Origin of the sequence: Frankia alni ACN14a (assembly GCF_000058485.1) — a bacterium.
Taxonomy (GTDB): Bacteria; Actinomycetota; Actinomycetes; order Frankiales; family Frankiaceae; genus Frankia; species Frankia alni.
In genome coordinates this window covers 2,173,862-2,196,930 of sequence record NC_008278.1, presented here as the reverse complement: position 1 = coordinate 2,196,930, position 23,069 = coordinate 2,173,862, and the positions used below count along the sequence as shown (strand labels likewise).

The window sequence follows — 23,069 nt, the reverse complement described above, 5'->3', positions numbered from 1 at the left end:
TCACTTCCTTCTCGGGATCGACCCAGGTTACGCGGCACCTACGCCCCGCTCCCGGAGTTGATGCTTGTGCTGTTCCAAAGCGATCAGCTCACCGTAAGCACGGTTGAAGGCCTCGGCGTCGACCACCGGGTTGAGCCGCTGCACGCGCGACTTCAGGTCGGTGATCCGACGTGTCACATGCAACTCCTGTACGCGTGACATCTGTTCGTCGACATAACGATCATCCACATCGCGGTCGCAGAGCACCCTTTCCACGGCGAGAGCGGTGACGAAACGTCGCAGCCCCTCCTCCGTCGCCGCCGCGGACAGCTCCGTCACCCACGCGGCGACGTCGCCGGTCCTCGCCAGCCCCCCGCCCACCCCACCGAGACCGGAGATGAGCTCGCGGACGGCGCGGTGCGCGGGAACAGTGAACATCTCCGGGGCCAGCGTGTCGAACATCGGCCCTGCAAGTCCCGGAAACTGGACCGCGAGTTTGAGTGCCTCACGCTCCACGATGACGGTCGGGTCGGTTGCGGCGGGCTCCCGGCGGCCCACCGCCGAGGCGACGGCGGCGGACCGGCCGCCCGTCTGCTGCTCCCGGTGCTCGGCGACCCGGCGCGCCACGAACCGCTCGTCGAGGAAGCCCAGCCAGCGGTCCAGGTTCACCGCGTGGCGATGGCGCAGGCCGGCGTCCTTGATCCGGTTGATCAGCGGGGCGGCGGCGTCCAGCGCGGCGAGGCGGCCCTCGGTGGTGTCGAGGTCGTAGCGGGCGAGCACCCCGCGGATCGCGAACTCCACCAGCGGGACGCGGCGGGCGACCAGCTCGCGCACGGCGGCGTCACCGCCGCGCATCCACAGCTCGCACGGATCGAGCCCGGTGGGCTCCACCGCGACGAACGTCTGGGTGGCAAAGCGTTCCTCGTGCTCGAACGCCCGCAGGGCCGCCTTCTGGCCGGCGGCGTCGCCGTCGAAGGTGAAGATCACCTCGCCGCGACGCTCGTCGGAGTCCATGAGCAGCCGGCGCACCACCCCGACATGCTCCGGACCGAAGGCGGTGCCACAGGTGGCCACGGCCGTGGTGACCCCGGCGAGGTGGCAGGCCATCACGTCGGTGTAGCCTTCGACCACCACGACCTGGTAGCGCCGGGCGATGTCGCGGCGGGCCAGCTCCGCCCCGTAGAGCAGGCTCGCCTTCTTGAACAGCGGTGTCTCGGGCGAGTTGAGGTACTTCGGACCGGCGTTCGGCGAGCCGTCCTCGGCGAGGCGGCGCCCGCCGAAGCCGACCACCTCGCCGGCCAGGTCGCGGATCGGCCACATGAGCCGGTGGTGGAACCGATCGATCAGGCCCCCGCGGGCTCCCTGTTTGGACAGCCCCCCGAGCACGAGCTCCTCGCCGGTGAAGCGGCGCGACAGCAGGTGGCGGGTGAGCGTGTCCCAGCCGGTCGCGGCATAGCCGACGCCGAAGCGCTGCGCCGCGGTCAGGTCGAAGCCCCGGGCGGTGAGGAAGTCCCAGCCGGCGCGGGCCGAGGGGTGACCGCCAAGCTGCTCGGCGTAGAACTCCGCCGCGATCCGGTGCGCCTCCAGCAACCGCTGGCGCTGGCTGGACACGGTCCGGTCCGTGGTGCCGCCGCCCTCGAAGGTCAGCGTGACCCCGGCGCGGCGGGCCAGCCGCTCGGCGGCCTCCCGGAAACTCAGCCCGTCGATCTCGCGGACGAAGGAGTAGACGTCGCCACCCTGCTGGCAGCCGAAGCAGTGGAACAGGCCGGTGGCCACGTTGACGTAGAAGGAGGGTGACTTCTCCTCGTGGAACGGGCACAGCCCGACCAGCTCGTTGCGCCCCGCCGGGCGCAACTGGACGTGTTCGGAGACGACGTCCGCGATCGGCGAGCGCTCCCGGACCAGGGCGACGTCGGCGTCACGGATTCGTCCGGCCACCCGTCCCTCCCCTCGTCCGTGTCGGGCGAGAGGTACCTCGCCCGGGGCAGAACGCCCGCCAGTAGTGCGCCATCCCGTTCCCGCGGAGCCGATCGCCACGGCGCCGTCGCCGTACCCCCGGCCGATGTCGGCCGCGACGCCGCTCACATCGGTCCTACCGGTGCGATGGTACGTGTCGTAAGCACGACAGTGCCGATCATGCCACGGGAATGTTGAGGACAATGGCCGCCACCTGCATCTCGGGCCGAGCCGGCGGCCTCGCGCCCGGCCGTGGCGGCCCTCCCTCCGTCGGGGGATGCGCCCCTACCCCGGACGCGGACGGGTCCGCTCCCCCTGCCGAGGGTACGACGATCACCCCCGCGGGGGACCCCGCACCGCCCCGGACGCGCCGGCCGCCACGACGCCACCCTCGCCCGCCGCGGGCGGCCGCCGACCGGCGATCGGGCCGCTCAGAGCACACGGTGCACCGGTTGCCCGCGCAGCGCGGCGTGCCGCCGCTCGGCACTCGCATCGGTCAGCCGGGCCACCTGGTCGACGACCACCCGCAGCCGGGCGGCGTCGTCCGGAGCCTGCTCGAAACGAGCCCGCAACGACGGATCCAGTGACCGCGGGGCGCCCCGCAGCAGCAGGTCCACGAGTTCGGCGACGACCTCCCGCTGCCGAGCCTGCCGGGTCCGCGCACCCGGCCGCTCCATGACGTACCACGCGGTGACCCCCTTGAGGGCGGCACATTCCGCCACTGTGGCGGCATCCACCGCCAGGTCCGCGCCGTAGCGCCGCAGCGGCCCCCCGGGATGGCGCTCCCGCGTCGTCCGCACCGCCGCCCGGGAGAACCGCGCGATCAGCTCGCTCGTCATCGCCCGCAGCGCCGCCTGGCCGCGGGCCGACGTGATCTCCGAACGGATCCACCAGGGTTGGGCACGCAGCGTGTCCAGCGCCGCCGACACCGCCGCCGCCGAGGCGCCCGGATAGCGCTGTGCGGTGGCGACCGCCAGCTCCTCGCGGTGCCCCGGGTCGTCGAGCGCGGCCAGCTCGATGTGCCCGCCGACGACGCCGTCCTCGAGGTCGTGGACCGAGTAGGCGACGTCGTCGGCCCAGTCCATGATCTGGGACTCGAAGCACCGCCGCCCCGGCGGGGCCCCCGCGCGCACCCACTCCAGCACGGCCAGGTCGTCGTCGTACGCGCCGAACTTGCCGCCATGCTCCGGCGGGGCGTCCCGGCGCGCCCACGGGTACTTGGTCGCGGCGTCCAGGCTCGCGCGCGTCAGGTTCAGCCCCGCGCTGCGCCCCTCGTCGTCAACGATCTTCACCTCCAGTCTCGTCAGCTCCCGCAGGCTCTGCGCATTGCCCTCGAACCCGCCGCAGGCCGCCGCCGCCTCGTCCAGCGCCAGCTCACCGTTGTGCCCGAAAGGGGGATGTCCGAGGTCGTGTGCGAGGCACGCCGCATCGACGAGGTCCGCATCGGCTCCCAGCTCCGCCGCGAGTTCCCGCCCCACCTGGGCGGTCTCGAGCGAGTGGGTGAGCCGAGTGCGCGGGAAATCGTCGTCGAGCGGGCCTACGACCTGCGTCTTTCCCGCCAGCCGGCGCAGCGCGCTGGAGTGCAGCACCCGCGCCCGATCCCGGGCGAACGGGGACCGCGGCTGCGGTGTAGCCTTCGGGCGTTCCGAGACCCGACGGACCGTATCCGAAGCGTCATACCACTCACCGACCACGAGGTTGAGCGTATCGGCGCGATTCGGGGACCTCGGCCGATCGCAGCGACGATACTTTGTGCGCACCCTTCACCAATCGGCCCGGAGGCCCGCCGTGGACAAGATCATCAAGTATGGCGCGATCGCGTTCGTCATCTTCTTCGTGGTGACCGCACCCAACAGTGCAGCAAGTATCATCGACCGCGTGTTCGGATGGTTGCAGTCATGGGCTGACGGGGTGTCCACGTTCGTCACCGACACCGCTCTGTAATGCCCGCCCAGGCGGCCCTCATGTCTGGGACACTGCGGACGTGGTGAGACTTCAGCTCCCGGATCCGGCCCAGCGCGACACCAAGTACCTGGCGTCGCAGGAACGCCTGGTGATGATGGTGCGGCTGCACTGGGCCGTCCTGCTTCCCGTCTTCCTCCAGACCCTGGGTGCGGTGCTGCTCGCCCTGGTGGCGAACATCCTGTTCGCCGCGCAGGACGTCGACGCGGGCTTCATCACCACACTGTTGTGGTACTTCGCGCTCTTCATGATCTTGCGGATGCTCTGGAAGGTCGCCGACTGGCAGTTCGATCATCTGATGATCACCGACAAGCGGCTGCTGAAGGTGTCGGGGATCTTCTTTCGCAAGGTCCAGACGATGCCGCTGTCCAAGATCACCGATCTGACCTACAACCGGGATCCGCTGGGCCGGCTGCTCGGTTACGGCGAGTTCGTGGTCGAGTCCGCCGGTCAGGACCAGGCACTATCCAAGATCCAGTTCTTGCCGCGACCGGACCGGCTCTACCTCACCCTGGTCGACATGACCTTCGGTGGGGCGCCGTCGCCGGCCGGGGACGACTGACAGCGGCGGTACGGAACTCACCCGCGGGGGACGACGCGGGGTGGTCGCGTCGCCGGGCTCTTCTGGACGCGTGACGGCGGCCGGGCCCGGGTCGACGCGGCCACGGGCGTGACGATGGCAGCGGGGCCGGGGGGTGACGTCCCCCGGCCCCGCTGCCGTCTCGGCCCCTTCTCGGCGGTCCTCCCCGGCGGCGCCACGCGCCGCCGGGGGACCGTCAGCGCAGCAGGTCGCGGGCCGCCTCGACGATGTGCTTCGCCGAGATGCCGGCGGCGTCGAGGAGCTCCTCGGGCGTGCCCGAACCGGGCAGTGCGCGCACCGCGAGATGGCGAACGGACAGCGGCAGCCCGCTGTCGTCCAGCGCCCCGAGCACGGCGCTGGCCAGTCCGCCCTCCGGGTAGTGGTCCTCGGCGACGACGATGCGCCCCCCGGTGGCCCGGGCGGCTTCGAGCAGGGTCGCGGCGTCGACGGGCTTGACCGAGTAGAGGTCGATCACCCGGGCGGCGACCCCCTCCGCGGCGAGCGTGTCGGCGGCGGCCAGGGCCTGATGCAGGGTGACACCAGCACCGATGAGCGTGACGGTGTCGCCGTCCGAACGGCGCAGCACCTTGGAGCCGCCGGGGGCGAACGGCTCGTCCGGACCATAGAGCACCGGGTAGGCGCCGCGGGTGGTACGCAGGTAGCTCACCCCGGACAGGTCGGCCATCGCCGCGACGAGCTTGGCGGCGGACGTCGCGTCGCTCGGGTAGAGCACCGTCGATCCGCCGACGGCCCGCATCATCGCCAGGTCCTCCAGCGCCATCTGCGACGGACCGTCCGCGCCGATCTCCACCCCGGCGTGGCTGCCGGACAACCGGATGTCGGCCTGGGAGATCGCCGCCATCCGGATGAAGTCGTAGGCACGGGAGAAGAAGGCGGCGAAGGTGGAGGCGAACGGCACGTAGCCGCGCACCGACAGGCCGACCGCCGCCGCGACGAGCTGCTGCTCGGCGATGAAGATCTCGAAGAACCGGTCCGGGTACGCCTTGCCGAAGTCCTCGGAGTACGTCGAGTTGCTGACCTCGGCGTCGAGGGCGACGACGTCGGTGCGCGCCCCGAGGGCGGCCAGCGCCTGCCCGTAGGCCCGCCGGGTGGCGACCTTGGCGCCGAGCTCGTAGCTGGGCAGGGTGATCGCCGGCCGGCTGATCGGCTCCGGCCGCGGGAAGTCCGGCCCCGGCACCGGGCCGCGGATGCGCAGGTTGCGCTCGCCGCCGAGCTCGGCGATGGCACGCTTGGCCATGTCCTCGGGGAAGGGCTTGCCGTGCCAGCCCTCCTTGTCCGACGTCTCCGAGAAGCCGGCGCCCTTGTGGGTACGGGCGAGGATGACGGTCGGCCGGGTCGCGTCCTCGGCCCCGGCGAGCGCCTCGTCGATCGCGGCGATGTCGTGACCGTCGATGACGACCGCCCGCGCACCGAACGACTCGACCCGCTTGGCGTAGGTGTCGAGATCCCAGCCGAGCTCGGTGGGGCCACGCTGGCCGAGCCGGTTGACGTCGACGATCGCGATCAGATTCGACAGGTTGTAGTAGGAGGCCTTGTCCAGCGCCTCCCAGACCGACCCCTCCGCCATCTCGCTGTCACCGCAGATCACCCAGACGCGGTAGGGCACCTTGTCCAGGTACTTCCCGGCGAGCGCCACCCCCACACCGTCGGGCAGGCCCTGCCCGAGCGACCCGGTGGCGACGTCGACCCAGGGCAGGATCGGGGTGGGGTGACCCTGCAACCGCTCGCCGAAGCGGCGGTAGCCGTTGACGAGCTCGGTGTCGCTGACGACCCCGACCGCCTTGAAGATCGAGTAGATCAGCGGCGAGGCGTGCCCCTTGGAGAAGATCAGGTGGTCGTTCGCCGGGTCCTCGGGGTTGTCCCAGTCGTAGCGCAGGTGCCGGGCCACGAGGGTGGCCAGCACGTCCGCGGCGGACATGGAAGAGGTGGGGTGCCCGGAGCCGGCCGAGGTGCTGCTGCGCACCGAGTCGACCCGCAACTGCTGCGCGAGTTCCCGGACTGTCTCCAGATCGGCCGTCCCGACCGCACTCTCGGATACGGGAGTTGCCACACCAGTCTCCTTAGGAAGTCGTTACACTCGCGGAAGGTGATTTCCGGGGTGTTGTCGCACGCGTCGGGTGGCCGCTTCCGCCGCCTTGCGTCACTGCCGCTTGTCGCACTACCCTCTCACCCGGCGATCCGAACCGTACCAGCGCGGGTGACCACCGAAGAGGGTCGAACAAGCTGCGGGTAGGTCACATCGTCAGAAACACTTGATGTCGCCCGGCCGGCCGTCGCGTGACCTCCGCCGCCCCGCCGCTGCCCACCGCCGCCCGCCCGCGCGTGGCCGGCCCGGCGGGCGGCCACCCACAGGCCGGAAGGTGCCGAGCCGGTCGGTGCCGGCGGCGGGCCTGTCCGGTACCCGGTGTCTGTGGCCCGAGCTCAGACCGCCCGCGTGGTCGCCGAGGGCGGCGAGGCCCGGTGGAAGAGCTGGTACCAGCGGTAGCCGATGCCCTCGCGAATGATGTAGCGGACCTTGGTGTCGAAGCCGTGGACGGCCGGGCCGCGGGTCACCGGCGACGTGGTCGCGTCCAGCCCGAGGTCGCGTGCCATCGTCCGGGACCGCAGGCTGTGCGGGGGATCGGTGACCAGGACGGTCGACCGCCAGTGCCGGGTGTTCATGACCCCCGCGACGGCGGTCAGCGAACCGAGGGTGTCCGAACCCTCCGGGACGACGATCACCCGATCGGCCGGAACGCCCCGGCGGCGCAGGTAGGCGGCGCCTGCCTCGGCCTCGGTGTAGCGGTCGCCGGGCTGCTTGCCGCCGATCGTGATCACGTTGGGTGCGACGCCCTGCCGGTAGAGCTCCAGGGCGTGGTCGAGCCGGGCCGCGAAGACCGCCGAGGGACGCCCGTCGTACTGCGAGGCCCCGAGGACGACCAGGGTGTCGGAGGTGGGCCGGTGATCCTCCCGGCCCACCCACCACACCTGAACGAACGTCACCACAGTGAGGATCACGATGGCGGCGACGACCGCGGCCACAGCCCGGATCGCCCACCGCCACCAGGGCACCTGGTACCAGGTCGCGCGAAACGGATGGACAGCGAGGCTAGGACGGGACAGACCCACGCGATGGAACAGTAGCCCCCCGTCGCGGGCTATCCGACACAGCGCGGCCTATGCGCCCGTTTGTCCTGGTTCTTTCGCGGGTGACCGTACGGCGGGGCGGCCTGCGCCCACCGCATCGGTGCCCGCCGGATCTGTGCCCGCCGTTTCACTCCCTGCCGTATCAGTGCCCCGAGGCGGGCAGCGAGCCGAGTGCCTCCCAGTCCAGGGTTCCCGCCGTGAGGTCCCGGATCCTGGCGAGCAGTCCGAGCCGGGCGGCCCGGAGCGCCGGATCGGGATCCATCACCATCAGCGCGTCGAAAAAGCCGTCGATCGCGGCCGGCAGCTCCCCCGCCGCGGCGACGAGCTCACCGAGCGGGACGAACGCCGGGTTCGCCGACGCCCCCGAGCCGGCCGCGACGTCCCCCACCACCGGAGCGTCCCCGACGACCGGACTGTCCGCCACGACCGGAGCGGGTGAACCTGCTCGTGCACCCAGGCGCTCCGCCAACGCGGTGACGACGGCCAGGAGCCGGGCGGCGGCCGGCTCGGTGAGCCGCTCGCCGTCGAGGATCGCGGGGGCATCCGCCGGAACGATGCGGCGCACCCGCTGCAGCGCCGCCGCCAGGGCGGCGAACGCGACCTGATCACCCGTCGTCGAGGGCGTCGAGGGCGTCGAGGGCGTCGAGGGCGTCGAGGGCGTCGAGGGCGTCGCCGAGGATGCCTCACCCGCGGATGTCGCCGCGGCGGGCACCGCGATCAGCCCGCGCAGCGTCGCCAGGGTGGCTGCCGCGCGCGCCGGAGTGCCCGTGAGCGGACCGACCGCGCCGACCAGGCGGTGGTCGACCCCGCTGTCGAGGAGTTGCTGGGTGTAGCGACCGCGGAGGAACGCCTCGGCCGCGGCGAGCGCCTGCTCGGACACCGGCACCGGGGTGAGCCGGGCGGCCCGGGCGAGGACGTCGGCGACGGCGAGGCCGGCGAGCTCGGGCCGGCTGCCGAGGATCGCGGCGGCGCCGAGCGCCGCCCGGCGCAGCCCGAACGGGTCGGAGCTGCCGGTCGGCGCGGCGTCCAGGGCGAACAGCCCGACGAGCAGGTCGAGCCGGTCGGCGAGGGCGAGCAGCGACCCGGCGACGGTGGCGGGCAGGTCGTCGCCGGCCCGGCGCGGCAGTTCCATCTCGTAGAGCGCTGTGGCGACGGCCTCGGGCTCGCCGGCCCGGCGGGCGTACTCCCGGGCCATCGTGCCGGCGAGGCTGGACAGCTCGACCACCATCTGGGTGGCCAGGTCGAACTTCGCGAGCGTGGCCGCCCGGTCGAGGGTCGCCCGGTCGTCGGCACCGAGGCCGATCTCGTCGCCGAGCGCGCGGGCCAGCGCCCCGATCCGGTCCGCCCGGTCGGCGACCGAACCGAGCCGCTGTTCGAAGGTGAGCTTCGCGAGCTCGGCGCGGAAGGTCTCCGGCGCCACCTTGACGTCGGCGTCGTAGAAGAAGGCGGCATCGGTGAACCGGGCCCGGATAACGTCCTCGTTGCCGGCGCGCACGAGGGCGTCGTCGACCTGCCCGTCGGCGACGGCGACGAAGGCCGGCAGCAGCCGCCCCGCGGCGTCGCGCACGGGCAGGTACCGCTGGTGCTTGCGCATGACGGTGGTGAGGATCTCCGCGGGCAGTTCCAGGAACCGCGCCTCGAAGGCACCCAGCAGCGGCCGCGGGAACTCGACGAGGTTCGTCACCTCGGCGAGGGTGTCGGCGTCGGCGTCCGGATCGATGTGGCCGCCGGTGTCCGCGGTGAGCTTGGCGGCCTGTTCCAGGACGAGGTCGCGACGCACCGCCGGGTCGAGCAGGATCGAGCGCGTGGCGAGCAGCTCCGGGTAGCCGTCGGCGCTGGCCACCTCGATCGGCGGTGATCCCGCCCGGCGGTGGCCCACGGTGGTCCGGCCGGCGGCGAGGGAGGACACCGCGACCGGCACCACCGTCTCCCCGAGCAGGGCGACCAGCCAGCGCACCGGGCGGCTGAAGGACAGCTCCGGGTCGTTCCAGCGCATGTTGCGCTCCGCGCGCAGCCCGGCGACAAGCTCGCCGAGGACCTCGGCCAGCACGTCGGTGGCGTCCCGGCCGGCTTCGGTGCGGACCAGGGCGACGTGCTCGACGTCGCGGTGGGTGACGACCTGGAGATCCGCCGGATCCGCACCCTGCCCGCGGGCGAAGCCCACCGCGGCCTTCGTCGGCGCACCGGCGGCGTCGTAGGCGGCCGCGACCCGTGGGCCGCGCACCACCCGCTCGACGTCCGGCTCGCGCGGGGCCACGTCGTCGACGATTGCCACGATGCGGCGGGGGGTGCCCTGCACGCGCACGTCGCCGTGGGTGAGGCGGGTGGCGGCCAGCCGGTCGAGCAGGCCGGCGCGCACCGCCGCCGCCGTGCGGGTCACCTCGGCCGCAGGCAGCTCCTCCGTGCCGATCTCGAACAGCAGGGTCGCCGGCGCGCGCACCGCGGTGGTCATGGCGACCGGCACGGCCGCCGGGGGCGGGCTCGCCACGCCGAGCGGGTGGCCGAGCTCCTCCCGACGATCCCGCCACAGGGCGGCGACCTCGCGGGACAGCCCGCGCATCTGGGCGAAGGAGGTCGCCCGCTCGGTGGTCGACACGGCTCCGCGCGAGTCGAGGATGTTGAACGCGTGCGAGCACTTCAGCACGTAGGAGTGCGCCGGGACCGGCAGGCGGGCATCGACGAGCCGGCGGGCCTCGGCGGCGTAGTCGGCGTAGAGGCGGCGCACGGTGTCGATGTCGGCGTCGTCGAGGTAGTACCGCGACATCTCGTACTCGGCCTGGCCGAACACCTCGCCGTAGGAGATGCCCGGGGCGTAGGCGAGCTCGCTGAAGTGGCGGACCCCCTGCAGCGCCATGAGGATGCGTTCCATGCCGTAGGTGATCTCGACACTGATGGTGTCGAGAGTCTGGCCGCCGGCCTGCTGGAAGTAGGTGAACTGGGTGATCTCCAGGCCGTCGAGCCACACCTCCCAGCCGAGCCCCCAGGCGCCGAGCGCGGGCGAGGCCCAGTTGTCCTCGACGAAGCGCACGTCGTGGGCGGCGGTGTCGACCCCGATCGCCGCCAGGCTGCCGAGATAGAGCTCCTGGGCGTTGCCCGGATCGGGCTTGAGGATCACCTGGAACTGGGTGTGCGTCTGCAGGCGGTTGGGGTTCTGCCCGTAGCGGGAGTCGTCGGGGCGGACCGACGGCTCCACGTAGGCCACCCGCCACGGCTCCGGACCGAGCACCCGCAGCACCGTCGCCGGGTTGAGCGTACCGGCGCCGACCTCGGTGTTGAACGGCTGCATGATCATGCAACCGCGGTCGGTCCAGTAGCGGGTCAGCGCCAGCAACGCGTCCTGCATGGTCAACATCGGGTGAGCCTCGGCTTTTCGCTGTCACGGTCACGAGCGGGGCGGGGCGCCCCACCCACGGTCCGGCACCGGGCCGCGCGCGGCGACCTCCCGAGGACAGGCCCTCCAACGATCATGGATGGGAGTCCCGAAGATCTGGCCCGCCCGGTCGCCCTGGGTCCGGTCCCCGAGATCCGACATCGCGAGGCGTCGGAGCCCGGATATCCATGGGTCCTTGATGCTGAGTCGAGGCTACCGGTCGGCACCGACAATCCGGCGCCAGGCCGGACGCGGCCGGATTCGCGCCGACGGGCGTCGGCCGGCGGGCATCACGGGACGCCGAACGGTCGAGGCCGGTCAGGACGAGCCGGGCGCGGCGGTGTCCGCGTCCGCAGCGCGGTCCGAATGGTAGGTCCGAGCGAGGCGACCGACGTCCCCGCCGGCCGTCTCGACAGGATCGACGGGATCGACGCCGAGCCGGTCGCCGCCGGCATCCCGAGCCCCGGGCGGATCGAGGGCGGCGAGCACCTCGAAGGCGCCGGGCACGTCGACGGCGTGGACGAGCAGCGGCGTGAGGGCGTACCGCACCTCGAACGCGGACAGGGCCCGACGCCACGGGCCGGGGCCGTCCCACTCGCTGGTCAGCAGCCAGGACGCCGGCTCGTCGAGCGCCCGGGCGAGCCGGCCGGACCGGAAACCGGCGGCCCGGGCAAGTGCGTCGAGCGCGGCCCGCGCCGCCGCGGGGAAGCCGGCTGCGGCCGTCGCCGGCACCGTGAAGCGGATCTCGGCGACCACCGGCGCGCCGGAACCCGCCTTCGCCCAGCCGGCGCCGGCGCCGGGCCACCCGGACCCGGGCTCGCCAGCCACCGCCGGGCCGGACGGCGCCGCGTCCGACGACGCGCGCGCGTCGGCGTCGGCGTCGGCGTCGGCGTCGGCGTCGGCGGGATGGTCAGGCACGATGGGCGACGATCCCGCCGTAGCGGCGGTCCCGGCGGGCGTACTCCTCGCAGGCCTGCCACAGGTTGCGGCGGTCGAAGTCGGGCCAGAGCGTCTCGACGAACGAGAACTCGGCGTACGCCGCCTGCCAGAGCAAGAAGTTGCTCAGCCGCTGTTCGCCGGACGTCCGGATGACCAGGTCGAGGTCGGGCATGTCGGGCTCGTCGAGGTAGCGACTCACCGTGGCCTCGTCGATCCGGTCGGCCCGCAGCCGCCCCTCACGCACGTCCCGGGCGATCGCCGCCGCGGCGTCCGCGATCTCGGCCCGGCCGCCGTAGTTCACGCACATCACCAGCGTGAGCCGGTCGTTGTCGCGGGTGCGCTCCTCCGAGGACTCCAGGCGCCGGATCACGTTCCCCCAGAGTCGGGGACGACGCCCCGCCCACCGCACCCGCACCCCGAGCGCGTCCATGTCCGCGATCCGTCGGCCGAACACTCCGTCGGTGAAGCGCATCAGGAACGCCACCTCGTCCGGCGAGCGCTTCCAGTTCTCCGTCGAGAAGGCGTACACCGACAGCCAGCGCACGCCGAGTTCGATCGCCCCCTCGACGCAGTCGAACAGCGCGTCCTCCCCGGCCTCGTGCCCCTTCGTCCGGGCGAGCCCGCGCCGCTTGGCCCAGCGGCCGTTGCCGTCCATGACGATGCCCACGTGCCGCGGAACCAGGCTGCGCGGCAGCGCCGGGGGCCGGGCCCCCGAGGGATGGGGATGCGGATCACGGAACCGCGTCCCCACGTCATTGCGCAAAGTCACTGCCTACCTCCCCAGAACCGGCCGGGGCAGCGCCGAGCCGTCATCCGTCGTACCGATATCTGCCATCGCCGCACCGTCCCCCTGCCGACGCCGGATCGCGCCGGGAGCCCCCACCGCCGCTATCCACCTCACCATGTCCGTCCTCATCCCCTCCCAGCGCATCCCACCGACCAGCGCATCCCACCGACCAGCGCATCCCACCCGACCAGCGCGTCGTCCCCCGACCAGTGCGCCCCCCGACCAACGCGTCCAGCGACCCGCGGATCGATCGACGCGACGCCGCCGCGGCGTGGTCATCGAACGGCGCGGTCCGGTGCCCGCCAGGCCCCGGCCACTCATGCCCGTTCCAGATGCGGCAGCGCGCGCAGCCCCCGTTCGAGATGCCACTGGAGATAGGCGGCCACGATGCCGCCGGCCTCCCGCCGGGCGCGCGCCTCGCTGGCCAGCGCGCCGTCCCAGTCGCCGCGCAACAGGTCGGTGAGGAGTCGCACCGCACCCGCCGAGACCGACGCCGCGCCGTGCGGACGACATTGCGGGCACACTACGCCGCCGCCGGCAACGGACAGCGACAGGTGCTGGCCCGGCTCCCCGCACCGGGCACAGTCGTCCAGGGCCATGCCGTAGCCGGACACCGCCAGCGATCGGAGCAGGTACGCGTCGAGCACGAGCGGAGCCGGTCGCTGCCCCGCGGCGAGCGTGCGCAGACCACCGACGAGCAGCAGGAACAACCGCAGCGCGGGCTGACGCTCCTCGCTGGTCAGCCGCTCGGCGGTCTCGAGCATCACGGCCGCGGCGGTGTGCCGGGCGTAGTCGAGCGCGATCGTCGTGCCGTAGGGAGAGATGATGTCGGCCTGGGTGACGGTGTCCAGTGACCGGCCGGAGTGCAGCATCAGGTCGACGTAGGTGCCCGGCTCCAGCCGGGAGCCGAACCGCGAGGATGTCTTGCGCACACCCTTGGCAACAGCCCGGACCCGGCCGCCACGCCGGGTGAGCACGGTGATGATGCGGTCAGCCTCGGCGAGAGGGGTCGTTCGCAGGACGACCCCTTCGTCGCGATACACCGGCACCCGCCCATGGTTGCACGACCCGGGGTCGGCGCGGTAAGGCGAGGTCATCCGGCAGATGGCCACGACGAACCGGCCCCGTTTCGCAACCTCTCGTATACGAGAGAACACAAGTGGCTACGAGAGAACACAAATGGTCACCTTTGCCGATGGAAGCCGGACTCCCTCCGCGGGGGAACCCGCAGGTTGCGGATGATGGCTTGGTGCGGGTGGTACGGCGGGCGGCGCGAGCGATCCTCATCGACGGCAACGGCCGGCTGGTGGTCTTCCGGCGAACACTGCCGAAGCGCAAGCCCTACTGGTCCACCCCCGGCGGCGGGGTGGACCGCGAGGACGGCTCGGTGGAGGCGGCCCTGCACCGCGAACTCGCCGAGGAGCTCGGCGCGACCGTCGACCGCGTCCAGCAGGTGTTCCTCACCAGCCCGCCACGCGGCGACGGGATCGCGGTGTCGCACTTCTTCGTCTGCCGCCTGGTCTCCATGGACCTGAGCAAGCGCACCGGCGAGGAGTTCACGAACCCCGCCAAGGGCCGCTACGACGTCGAACGGATAGACCTGCGCGGCAAGAAGCTCAGCCGCTACGCCCTGCAGCCCCCGGAGGCCAAGGCCTTCATCCTCGCCAACCGCCAGGCGCTGCTGAACGCCGCGCTCACCGACGACGCACCACCGCTGACCCTCGCTGACGACCCGGCCGCCGCCATCCCCGTCCCACCCGCGCGAGCCGCGGCGGCACCCGGCTCCGCCGTGACACCGGCCGCCGACGAGACCTCCGCAGCCGACGGGAGCTCCGCAGCCGACGAGACCTCTGCAGCCGGCCCACCCTCGGCAGCCGGCCGGCCCGCGGCACCTGACGATGCCGGCGCAGCCGAGCCGGCCCCGTCATCCGACCGATCCTCGGCCTCCCTCGGGACGTCCGGCGAGCCCCCGGAGTCCGCCGAAGACACCCACCCCGACCAGGTCACGCCCACCGACAAGGCCACCCCCACCGACCCGACCACCACGCCCGACCAGACCCCCAGGCCCGACCAGACCACCACGCCCGACCAGACCTCCACGCCCGACGAGGTCCTCACGGCCGGCCAGACCCTCGCGGCCGACCCGAGCACCAGGGCCGACGAGACCGTGATCACCGACCCGGCCAGGAAGCGCAAGCAGACCGAGTCCGAGCAGGTCACCGCCAGGGAACCGGACGAGGCGGCCGGTGACGCCCCGGTGTCCCGGCGCACCGGTTCCGGTGATGCCGGGACACCGAACGACGGATCCCACGCCCCCACCCCCAGCCCCTCCCCCGCGACCGCGGACGCCGCCGCGGCGGCGCAGCGGCGACCGCGGCGGGCCATGCCACCTATCCTGGAGATCGTCGACGGCGCGGTCGTCAACGACGGGTCCGACCCTCCGACCCGGGCGCTTCCCCGCCGACATCGGTGGCCACGGTGGCCGTTCGGCCGCTGATCGGCACCGGCACCCTGCGGCTGCGGTGCGTTCCGTACGCTTCAGCCCCCGAAACCGTGCCCGTCGCACCGCGACTTGCCGCACGCACCGCAACTCGCCGCACGCACCGCAACTTGCCGTGCGCACCGCACCGCGCGTGACCGCACCCCCGCGGACCGTGCGCGCGGGTCGGCGGCGGGCGGCCCCGGCCGCGGGCTAGAAGCCCAGGCGGCGTAGCTGGCGGGGGTCGCGCTGCCAGTCCTTCGCGACCTTGACGTGCAGGTCCAGAAAGACCGGCGTGCCGAGCAGCGCCTCGATCTGCCCGCGGGCCCGGGTGCCGACCGTCTTGAGTCGGGAGCCGCCGGAGCCGATGACGATCGCCTTCTGGCTGGGTCGCTCGACGAAGACGTTCACCCGCACGTCCAGCAGCGGGTTCTGGGGCGATCGACCCTCCCGAGGGATCATCTCCTCGACGACCACCGCCAGCGAATGCGGCAGCTCGTCGCGGACTCCCTCCAGCGCCGCCTCCCGGACCAGTTCGGCGACCATGACCTGCTCGGGCTCGTCGGTCAGCTCGCCGCCGGGGTAGAGTGCCGGGCCCGTCGGCAGCCGGGCGGCCAGCACGTCGGCGAGCACGTCCACCTGGTAGGAGCGGATGGCGCTGACCGGGACGATGTCACTGAAGTCGCCGAGGCCGGCCACGTCGAGCAGCCGCGCGCCGATCCTGTCGGCGTCGCCGACCTTGTCGGTCTTGGTCAGGATGGCCACCACCGGAGTCCGTTTCGGCAGTCGGGACAGCTCCTCGGCGATGAAGCGGTCACCCCGGCCCACGGGTTCGTCGGCGGGCATGCAGAAGCCGACGACGTCGACCTCGGACAGAGTGGCGCGCACGACGTCGTTGAGACGCTGGCCGAGCAGCGTGCGCGGCCGGTGCAGCCCGGGCGTGTCGACGAGGACGAGCTGGGCGTCGGTGCGGTGCACGATGCCCCGGATGGCGTGCCGGGTAGTCTGCGGCCGGCCGCTGGTGATGGCGACCTTGGTGCCGACCAGCGCGTTCGTCAGCGTCGACTTGCCGGCGTTGGGCCGGCCGACGAGGCAGGCGAACCCGGACCTGAACTCCGCCGGGGTCGTGCCGCCGGGGGCGTGACTCGGAGTCGGCACGCTAGCTGTTCGTCCTGCTGCGAGCCACGCCGTCGGTGCCGCCGAGGAAGACGGGGACGCCGGCGCCGAACTCGGCGAGGGTGGCAACATCGTCGCCCGCGACCTCATCACTTTCCGTGACGACGGCCGCGGCCTCGAAGCGGCGCGCCCCGCTGGAGACCGCCGCGGCCACGGCCGCCCGCAACGCCGAGATCGCCAACTCCGGCCGGCTCAGCCCGACGGTGGCGGCGGCGTAGGTGCGGCCGTCGGTGTCACGCAGGGCCGCACCTTCGGCGGGCCTGCCGTCGGGCACGTAGGCGCGCAGCCGCGCCGAGCGGGCCAGGACGAGCAGTTTCGCGTCCTCCGCGGCCAGGTCGAGGGCCGCCCCGGCGGGCGCCGTCGCCTGCGGGGTCGGGTCAGCGGTCACGAGATTACCTTTCCGTCCTGGGGTGAGCGCCCGGCCGGCTCACCGCCGTCTGCTCCGCCCGGGGCCGGGTCGTCGGCGTCGCCCGGCGGGCGCGGCGGGCGGCTGACGACGATCGTGCCGATCTGGTTGCGCCGGCCGGCCGCCCGCTCCGCGGACAGCCGCAGGCCGCCGACCGTCACGGTGGCGCCCGGGATGGGAACCCGACCCAGGGCCGTGGCGAGCAGGCCGCCGACGGTCACCGAGTCGTCCGCGCCGGGCAGTTCGTCGACGTCGAAGTCGAAGAGTTTGACGAGATCGTCCACGTCGAGCCGGGCGGTGACCCGAGCCGTGTCGGGATCGAGCCACTCCACCGGTGCCACCTCGCTGTCGTACTCGTCGGTGATCTCGCCGACGATCTCCTCGAGAATGTCCTCGATGGTCACGAGCCCGGCGGTCCCACCGTACTCGTCGATGACGATCGCCATGTGGGTCCGCGAGGCCTGCATCTCCCGCAGCAGGTCGTCGGCGGGCTTGCTCTCCGGCACGAGCACGGGCGCGCGCATGATCTCGGCGACGGGACCGTCCTCGTCGCCGTCGCGCTCGCGGCGGACCATGTCCTTGAGAAAGGCGATGCCCACGACGTCGTCGACGCTCTCGCCGATCACCGGGACGCGGGAGAAACCGCTGCGCAGGGCAAGCGAGAGAGCCTGGCGCACGGTCTTGGACGACTCGATGAACACCATGTCCGGTCGTGGCACCATCACCTCCCGGACGAGGGTGTCACCCAGCTCGAACACCGACGCGATCATGTCGCGTTCCTCGCGCTCGATGACCTCGTTCTCCTCGGCGAGGTCGACCAGGTCGCGCAGCTCCGCCTCGGAGGCGAAGGGCCCGTCCCGGAATCCGGGCCCCGGGGTGACGGCGTTGCCCAACGCGATGAGCAGCCGAGGCAGCGGCCCGAAGATCCGGGCGAGGCGAACGGTCAGCCCCGCGGTGGCGAGCGCGACCGCCGGGGCGTGCTGGCGGCCGAGGGTCCGGAACATCACCCCGACGAGGATGTAGGCGATCAGGGTCGCCACCAGGGTGCCGAGCCCCACGGCGGCGAAGCCCGTCCCGTAGGCGTGCGCGAACAGGATCGTCAGGCAGGCTGCGGCGAGCATCTCGCCGACCACCCGCAGGAGCAGCAGCAACGCGAGGAAGCGGCCGGGGTCGGCGACGACGGTCGCGAGGTTCGCCGCACCGGCACGCCCCTGGCGCGCGAAGGTGTCCACCGACACCCGCGACACCCGGGTCAGGGCCGCGTCCACGCAGCCGAAACCCGCGGCGGCGAGGGACGCGACCACCGCGATGAAGACAAGCAGAAGATCGCCGGAGCTCATCGGCTCCCCCCGACCGGGGTCAGCGCGCGGCGGTGGGGCCGGGCTCTCCAGCTCCGTCCGCACCGTCCGCACCGCCGGCGGGACGCTTCCCGCCGGCGGCCTTCACCGCGGTGTCCCAGGACGCCAACAGTTTGTTCTGGATCTTCCACATCTCGCGTTCCTCGTCCGGCTCGGCATGGTCGTACCCGAGCAGGTGCAGGATGCCGTGGGTGCACAGCAGGTGCAGTTCGCGCTCGTGGGAGTGCCCCGCCTGCTCCGCCTGGCGGCGCGCGACGTCGGGGCAGAGGACCACATCTCCGAGCAGCGTCGTGGGATCGTCGTCGACCGACTCCGACCAGGAGGCGTCGAACGCGTCGTCCTGCGCGAAGGAGAGCACGTCGGTCGGGCCCTCCTCGCCCATGTACCGCACGTGCAGGTCGGCCATGGCCTTCTCCTCGACCAGCATCACCGACAGCTCCGCCAGCGGGTTCACCTTCATCGCGTCGAGCACGAAGCGGGCGAGGGCCGTGAGCCGGACCTCGTCCACGTCGTTCGCGCCCGACTCGTTGGCGACGAACACGGCCATCAGCAGTCCTCTCCGAGCCCCGACACGGTCACCGTCGCTCGCGGCGGCCGGGGCGGGCGGGCGCCGCAGCCGCGGCACCAGCATGGTCCGCGGCGGCGTCCCAGCGGGCGTACGCGTCGACGATCTCGCTCACCAGCCGGTGGCGGACGACGTCGGAGCTGGTCAGGGACGCGAAGTGCACGTCCTCGACGCCGTCGAGGATCTCCCGGACGACCCGCAGCCCGCTGCGGGTACCGCTGGGCAGGTCGACCTGGGTGACGTCACCCGTCACCACGATCTTGGCTCCGAAGCCGAGCCGGGTGAGGAACATCTTCATCTGCTCGGGCGAGGTGTTCTGCGCCTCGTCGAGGATGATGAAGGCGTCGTTCAGGGTCCGGCCGCGCATGTAGGCCAGCGGGGCGACCTCGATCGTCCCGGCCTGCATCAGCCGCGGGATCGAGTCCGGGTCGATCATGTCGTGCAGCGCGTCGTAGAGCGGGCGCAGGTAGGGATCGATCTTCTCGTACAGGGTGCCCGGCAGGAAGCCGAGCCGCTCCCCCGCCTCGACCGCCGGCCGGGTCAGGATGATCCGGTTGACCTTCTTGGCCTGCAGCGCCTGAACCGCCTTCGCCATCGCCAGGTACGTCTTGCCGGTACCGGCGGGCCCGATCCCGAACACGATCGTGTGCTGGTCGATCGCGTCGACGTAACGCTTCTGATTGAGCGTCTTGGGGCGGATCGTCCGGCCCCGGTTCGACAGGATGTTGAGGGTGAGGACCTCGGCGGGCCGCTCCTGCGAACCGCTGCGCAGCATCGCCAGCGAGTGGTCGACGTGCTGCGGGCTGAGCTCGGTGCCCGCGTCGAGCAGGGCGATGAGCTCCGCGAACAGCTGCGCGGCCAGTTCGTTCTCCGCCGGCGGGCCGGTGATGGTGATCTCGTTGCCGCGCACGTGGATGTCCGAGGAGAAGGCCCGCTCGACGGTACGCAGCAGTTCGTCCTGCTGGCCCAGCAGGCTCACCATGCTGTGCGGGCCGGGGACGACGATGCGCGTCGTGGCCGCAGCGGCCGGCGCGACGGGTGGCGTGACGGATTCGGGCATAGAGAGCGGCCAGCTACGGCCGCGGCACCTCTCAGGATCGATGACCGTGGTGGGTGGTGCGACGCGTGGAGGACGGGCACTCGGGTCAGCACCCTGCCGGGGCAGGAACCACCCACCAAACGCCAGTCGCAGGCGCTACCCCGCCAGTCTATCCATCAACACGTCGAGCGTCCCAGCGGCCGAGATCCGCAAGAACGACCGAGGACGCCACCACGCCGGCGGTGGAGGTGCGCAGCACCGTCGGACCCAGGCGCGCCACCACGGCGCCGGCCTGATGCAGCGCGTCCACCTCGGCGTCGGCGATGCCCCCCTCGGGGCCGACGACGAGCAGGATCTCCGCCGCCGGGTTCGGTTGAGCCGCGGATGCCACCGATGCCACCGCCGTCACCCCGTCGAGGGCCGCGGCGCTGCGGCGGGCCAGGCCCACCAGCGGGTCGCCGGCCTGCTCGTGCAGCACCACGGCGAGGGCCGCCGACGCCACACGCCGGGTCAGCTCCGCCGTCCCGACGAGGTCGCCGACCACCGGCCAGTGCAGGCGGTGGGACTGCTTCGACGCCTCCGCCGCGGCCCGAACCCAGCGTTCCCGGGCCCGCCCGCCCCGCTCGCCGTCCCAACGGACCACCGAGCGCGCCGCCGACCACGGCACGATCTCGTCGACACCGACCTCGGTCAGCATTTCCACCGCCCGCTCGCCGCGGTCGCCCTTGGCCAGCGCCTGCACGACGACGAGGCGGGGATGTGGCACCGCCGCGTCGACCCGTCGGCGCACCGCACAGTCGATCTCGTCGCGCCGGACGGCGACGACGGCGCACTCCAACGCCGCCCCGCGACCGTCGGTGACGTCCACCGGCTCGCCGGGGCGCAGCCGGCGCACCGTCGCCGCATGACGCCCCTCCGGTCCGGACAGGGTGAACACGTCCGCGGTGGGCAGCGGGGACAGCCGAAACAGCGCGCTGGTCAGTGGGGATCCTCTCGGCGGAGTACGGACCGGAGACCGGGACCGGCCGCGCCGACGGGCTAGCGCCCGCGCCGCGACCCGCGCCGGCGGAACAGCCCGCTCGCGCTGCCACCGGTGGAACCGCCCACGACCGCGGGCGCCTCCTCGTCCCGGATCTTCGCCAGCTCCCGGAGCAACCGCTCCTGCTCCGCGTCCAGCTTCGTCGGCGTCTCCACGTTGATGTGGATGTGCAGGTGCCCCCGCCCGGCGGCCCGCAGGTGCGGGACGCCGCGCCCGGCAAGCTTGATGACCTCGCCTGGCTGGGTGCCCGGCTTCACCGCGATCGTCTCGGTGCCGTCGAGGGTCTCCAGGGTGGCGGAGGTGCCCAGCGCCGCCGAGGTCATCGGCAGCGGCAGCTCGCAGTGCAGGTCGTCGCCCTCACGGGTGAACACCGGATGCTGGCGTTCGGAGACCTCGACGTACAGGTCGCCCGGCGGCCCGCCACCGGGGCCGACCTCGCCCTCCCCGGACAGCCGGATGCGCATCCCGTCCTCAACCCCGGAGGGGATCTTCACCGTCAGGGTGCGACGCTTGCGGACCCGGCCGTCCCCCCCGCAGTCGCGGCAGGGATGCTCGATCACCGTGCCGGTACCCGAGCAGCGCGGGCACGGACGAGAGGTGACCATCTGCCCCAGGAAGGAGCGGGTCACCTGCTGGACCTCCCCACGACCGCCGCAGGTGCCGCAGGTCGCCGGATGGGTGCCGGGAGCCGCCCCGGCGCCGGTGCAGGTCGAGCACACGGCCGCGGTGTCCACGGTGATCTCCCGGGTGGCACCGAAGGCGGTCTCGGCCAGGTCCAGCTCGATCCGCAGCAGCGCGTCGTTGCCGCGCCGGACCCGGGAGCGGGGCCCGCGGGCCGTCCCGCCGCCGAAGAAGGCGTCCATGATGTCGCCGAGCCCGCCGAAGCCGGCGCCGAACGGCGAGCCGGCACCCCCACCACCGCCACCGGGCGCGAGCGGGTCGCCGCCCAGGTCGACGATCTGGCGCTTCTCCGGGTCCGAGAGCACCTCGTAGGCCGCGGTCACCCCGCGGAAACGCTGCTGCGCCTCCGGGTCGGGGTTGACATCAGGGTGCAGCTCCCGTGCGAGCTTGCGGTAGGCCCGTTTGATCTCGTCGTTCGACGCGTCTCGGCGCACGCCGAGAACTGCGTAGTAGTCCACGGCCATCAGTCGGCACCCAAGAGTTCACCCACGTATTTGGCGACGGCCCGGACGGCCGCCATCGTCCACGGATAGTCCATGCGCATCGGACCGACCACTCCCATTCCGCCCAGGGCGAAAGGACCGCGGCCATAGCCGGTGGCCACCACTGCGGTCGACCGCAGGGCGTCCACGTCCGTCTCTCGACCGATGCGTACCGTTACAGTACCGGTCTCGCGGGCCGAGCCGATGAGCTTCATCAACACGACCTGCTCCTCGAGCGCCTCCAGTATCGACCGCAACGAGTCGGCGAAGTCGACCGAGGCCCTGGTGAGGTTCGCCGTACCGGCCATGGCGAGACGCTCCTCCGGGCGATCCACCAGGGACTCCAGCACCGCCCCGGTCATCGTCGCCAGGCACGGCCGCAGCTCCGGGCGGGCCTGGTCGGGCAGGGTGGCGACGACCTCGGGGGCGTCGACCAGCCGCTGGCCGGCCAGCGCGCAGTTGAGGGTCGCCCGCAGCTCGCCCGCGATCTCCTCGTCCACCGGCGTGAGACTGTCGATGATCCGCTGCTCCACCCGACCGGTATCGGTGATCATCACCATGAGCATCCGCCGCGGGCCGAGGGTCACCACCTCGATGTGCCGGACGCTGCTGCTCGACAGCGACGGGTACTGCACCACCGCAACCTGGCGGGTGAGCTGAGCGAGCAGGCGAACCGAGCGGCGGACGACGTCGTCGAGGTCGACAGCGCCTTCCAGAAAGCTCTGGATGGCCCGGCGCTCGGCCCGGGACAGCGGCTTGACCCCGGACAACCGGTCGACGAACAACCGGTAGCCCTTGTCCGTCGGAATCCGCCCGGCGCTGGTGTGGGGCTGCGTGATGTAGCCCTCTTCCTCCAACGCGGACATGTCGTTGCGGACAGTAGCCGGCGAGACCCCGAGATTATGACGCTCCGCCAGCGCCTTGGAGCCCACCGGCTCGTTGCTCAGGACGAAGTCCTCCACGATCGCCCGCAGGACTTCGAGCCGCCGTTCCTCTAGCACGCGGTCGCACCCCCTTCACCAAGCGGGACGTGGCCGGGCCACGGTGCGTGCACCAGCACCGACGACACCAGGCCTGGCACTCGGCCGCAGTGAGTGCCAAGTGTAGCCGTCAGCCAAGCATGA

The 23,069-nt window shown here is 72.6% G+C and carries 19 protein-coding genes; 3 read left to right on the top strand and 16 right to left on the bottom strand.

Annotation, left to right across the window (positions count from 1 at the left end):
- Positions 1–27: 27 nt before the first annotated feature.
- Positions 28–1,917 carry a DNA primase gene (dnaG, locus tag FRAAL_RS08785; RefSeq protein WP_041939041.1) on the bottom strand — a complete coding sequence of 630 codons (1,890 nt, stop codon included), beginning with the start codon at positions 1,915–1,917 and terminating at the stop codon, positions 28–30.
- Positions 1,918–2,366: 449 nt separating this feature from the next.
- Positions 2,367–3,629 (bottom strand): deoxyguanosinetriphosphate triphosphohydrolase, encoded by a 1,263-nt coding sequence (locus FRAAL_RS08780; RefSeq protein WP_041939040.1) that lies wholly within the window; start codon positions 3,627–3,629, stop codon positions 2,367–2,369.
- A 94-nt stretch (positions 3,630–3,723) separates the two neighbouring features.
- Between FRAAL_RS08780 and FRAAL_RS33715 the strand changes: the two genes are divergently transcribed.
- The gene (locus FRAAL_RS33715) at positions 3,724–3,879 is read left to right on the top strand and encodes a hypothetical protein (protein ID WP_173402683.1); all 156 of its coding nucleotides are present in this window, start codon (positions 3,724–3,726) and stop codon (positions 3,877–3,879) included.
- A gap of 40 nt (positions 3,880–3,919) precedes the next feature.
- Entirely contained in the window at positions 3,920–4,459 is a 540-nt protein-coding gene (locus tag FRAAL_RS08775) for a PH domain-containing protein (protein ID WP_009739724.1), read from the top strand.
- Between the two features lie 214 nt (positions 4,460–4,673).
- On the opposite strand, the gene FRAAL_RS08770 is transcribed toward FRAAL_RS08775, so the two are convergent.
- From FRAAL_RS08770 to recO, 6 genes are all read right to left on the bottom strand, one after another.
- Positions 4,674–6,548, bottom strand: a complete 1,875-nt coding sequence (locus FRAAL_RS08770) for a transketolase (RefSeq protein WP_011603193.1) — start codon at positions 6,546–6,548, stop codon at positions 4,674–4,676.
- Between the two features lie 371 nt (positions 6,549–6,919).
- Positions 6,920–7,606 (bottom strand): YdcF family protein, encoded by a 687-nt coding sequence (locus tag FRAAL_RS08765; RefSeq protein WP_011603192.1) that lies wholly within the window; start codon positions 7,604–7,606, stop codon positions 6,920–6,922.
- A 160-nt stretch (positions 7,607–7,766) separates the two neighbouring features.
- Positions 7,767–10,976, bottom strand: coding sequence for a glycine--tRNA ligase (locus FRAAL_RS08760; protein ID WP_011603191.1), 3,210 nt, complete (start codon positions 10,974–10,976; stop codon positions 7,767–7,769).
- Positions 10,977–11,312: 336 nt separating this feature from the next.
- On the bottom strand, positions 11,313–11,912 hold the full coding sequence (locus FRAAL_RS08755; protein WP_011603190.1) for an antibiotic biosynthesis monooxygenase: 600 nt from the start codon (positions 11,910–11,912) through the stop codon (positions 11,313–11,315).
- Positions 11,905–12,702 carry an isoprenyl transferase gene (locus FRAAL_RS08750; RefSeq protein ID WP_011603189.1) on the bottom strand — a complete coding sequence of 266 codons (798 nt, stop codon included), beginning with the start codon at positions 12,700–12,702 and terminating at the stop codon, positions 11,905–11,907. The genes FRAAL_RS08755 and FRAAL_RS08750 overlap by 8 nt, the downstream gene beginning before the upstream one ends.
- A gap of 335 nt (positions 12,703–13,037) precedes the next feature.
- Positions 13,038–13,817 carry a DNA repair protein RecO gene (recO, locus tag FRAAL_RS08745; protein WP_173402682.1) on the bottom strand — a complete coding sequence of 260 codons (780 nt, stop codon included), beginning with the start codon at positions 13,815–13,817 and terminating at the stop codon, positions 13,038–13,040.
- Positions 13,818–13,969: 152 nt separating this feature from the next.
- Here recO and FRAAL_RS08740 point away from each other — a divergent pair, with 152 nt between their 5' ends.
- On the top strand, positions 13,970–15,217 hold the full coding sequence (locus FRAAL_RS08740) for an NUDIX domain-containing protein (RefSeq protein ID WP_231861581.1): 1,248 nt from the start codon (positions 13,970–13,972) through the stop codon (positions 15,215–15,217).
- 195 nt (positions 15,218–15,412) lie between these two features.
- On the opposite strand, the gene era is transcribed toward FRAAL_RS08740, so the two are convergent.
- The 8 genes from era to hrcA form a co-directional block, all read right to left on the bottom strand.
- Complete coding sequence (gene era, locus FRAAL_RS08735; RefSeq protein WP_011603185.1) at positions 15,413–16,357, bottom strand: GTPase Era; 945 nt, start codon at positions 16,355–16,357, stop codon at positions 15,413–15,415.
- 1 nt (position 16,358) lies between these two features.
- A complete protein-coding gene (locus tag FRAAL_RS08730) occupies positions 16,359–16,763 on the bottom strand; it encodes a cytidine deaminase-like protein (protein ID WP_011603184.1) in 405 nt (134 codons plus the stop codon).
- Positions 16,760–18,121 carry a hemolysin family protein gene (locus FRAAL_RS08725; RefSeq protein WP_041940321.1) on the bottom strand — a complete coding sequence of 454 codons (1,362 nt, stop codon included), beginning with the start codon at positions 18,119–18,121 and terminating at the stop codon, positions 16,760–16,762. The genes FRAAL_RS08730 and FRAAL_RS08725 overlap by 4 nt, the downstream gene beginning before the upstream one ends.
- Positions 18,122–18,140: 19 nt before the next feature.
- The gene (gene ybeY / locus FRAAL_RS08720) at positions 18,141–18,686 is read right to left on the bottom strand and encodes an rRNA maturation RNase YbeY (RefSeq protein ID WP_011603182.1); all 546 of its coding nucleotides are present in this window, start codon (positions 18,684–18,686) and stop codon (positions 18,141–18,143) included.
- Positions 18,687–18,714: 28 nt separating this feature from the next.
- Positions 18,715–19,764: a PhoH family protein gene (locus FRAAL_RS08715; protein ID WP_011603181.1), complete on the bottom strand. Its 1,050-nt coding sequence runs from the start codon at positions 19,762–19,764 to the stop codon at positions 18,715–18,717.
- A 148-nt stretch (positions 19,765–19,912) separates the two neighbouring features.
- Positions 19,913–20,680, bottom strand: a complete 768-nt coding sequence (locus tag FRAAL_RS08710) for a 16S rRNA (uracil(1498)-N(3))-methyltransferase (RefSeq protein ID WP_011603180.1) — start codon at positions 20,678–20,680, stop codon at positions 19,913–19,915.
- Between the two features lie 101 nt (positions 20,681–20,781).
- Entirely contained in the window at positions 20,782–21,927 is a 1,146-nt protein-coding gene (gene dnaJ, locus FRAAL_RS08705; RefSeq protein ID WP_011603179.1) for a molecular chaperone DnaJ, read from the bottom strand.
- Positions 21,927–22,946, bottom strand: a complete 1,020-nt coding sequence (gene hrcA, locus FRAAL_RS08700; protein WP_011603178.1) for a heat-inducible transcriptional repressor HrcA — start codon at positions 22,944–22,946, stop codon at positions 21,927–21,929. The genes dnaJ and hrcA overlap by 1 nt, the downstream gene beginning before the upstream one ends.
- Positions 22,947–23,069: the final 123 nt, after the last annotated feature.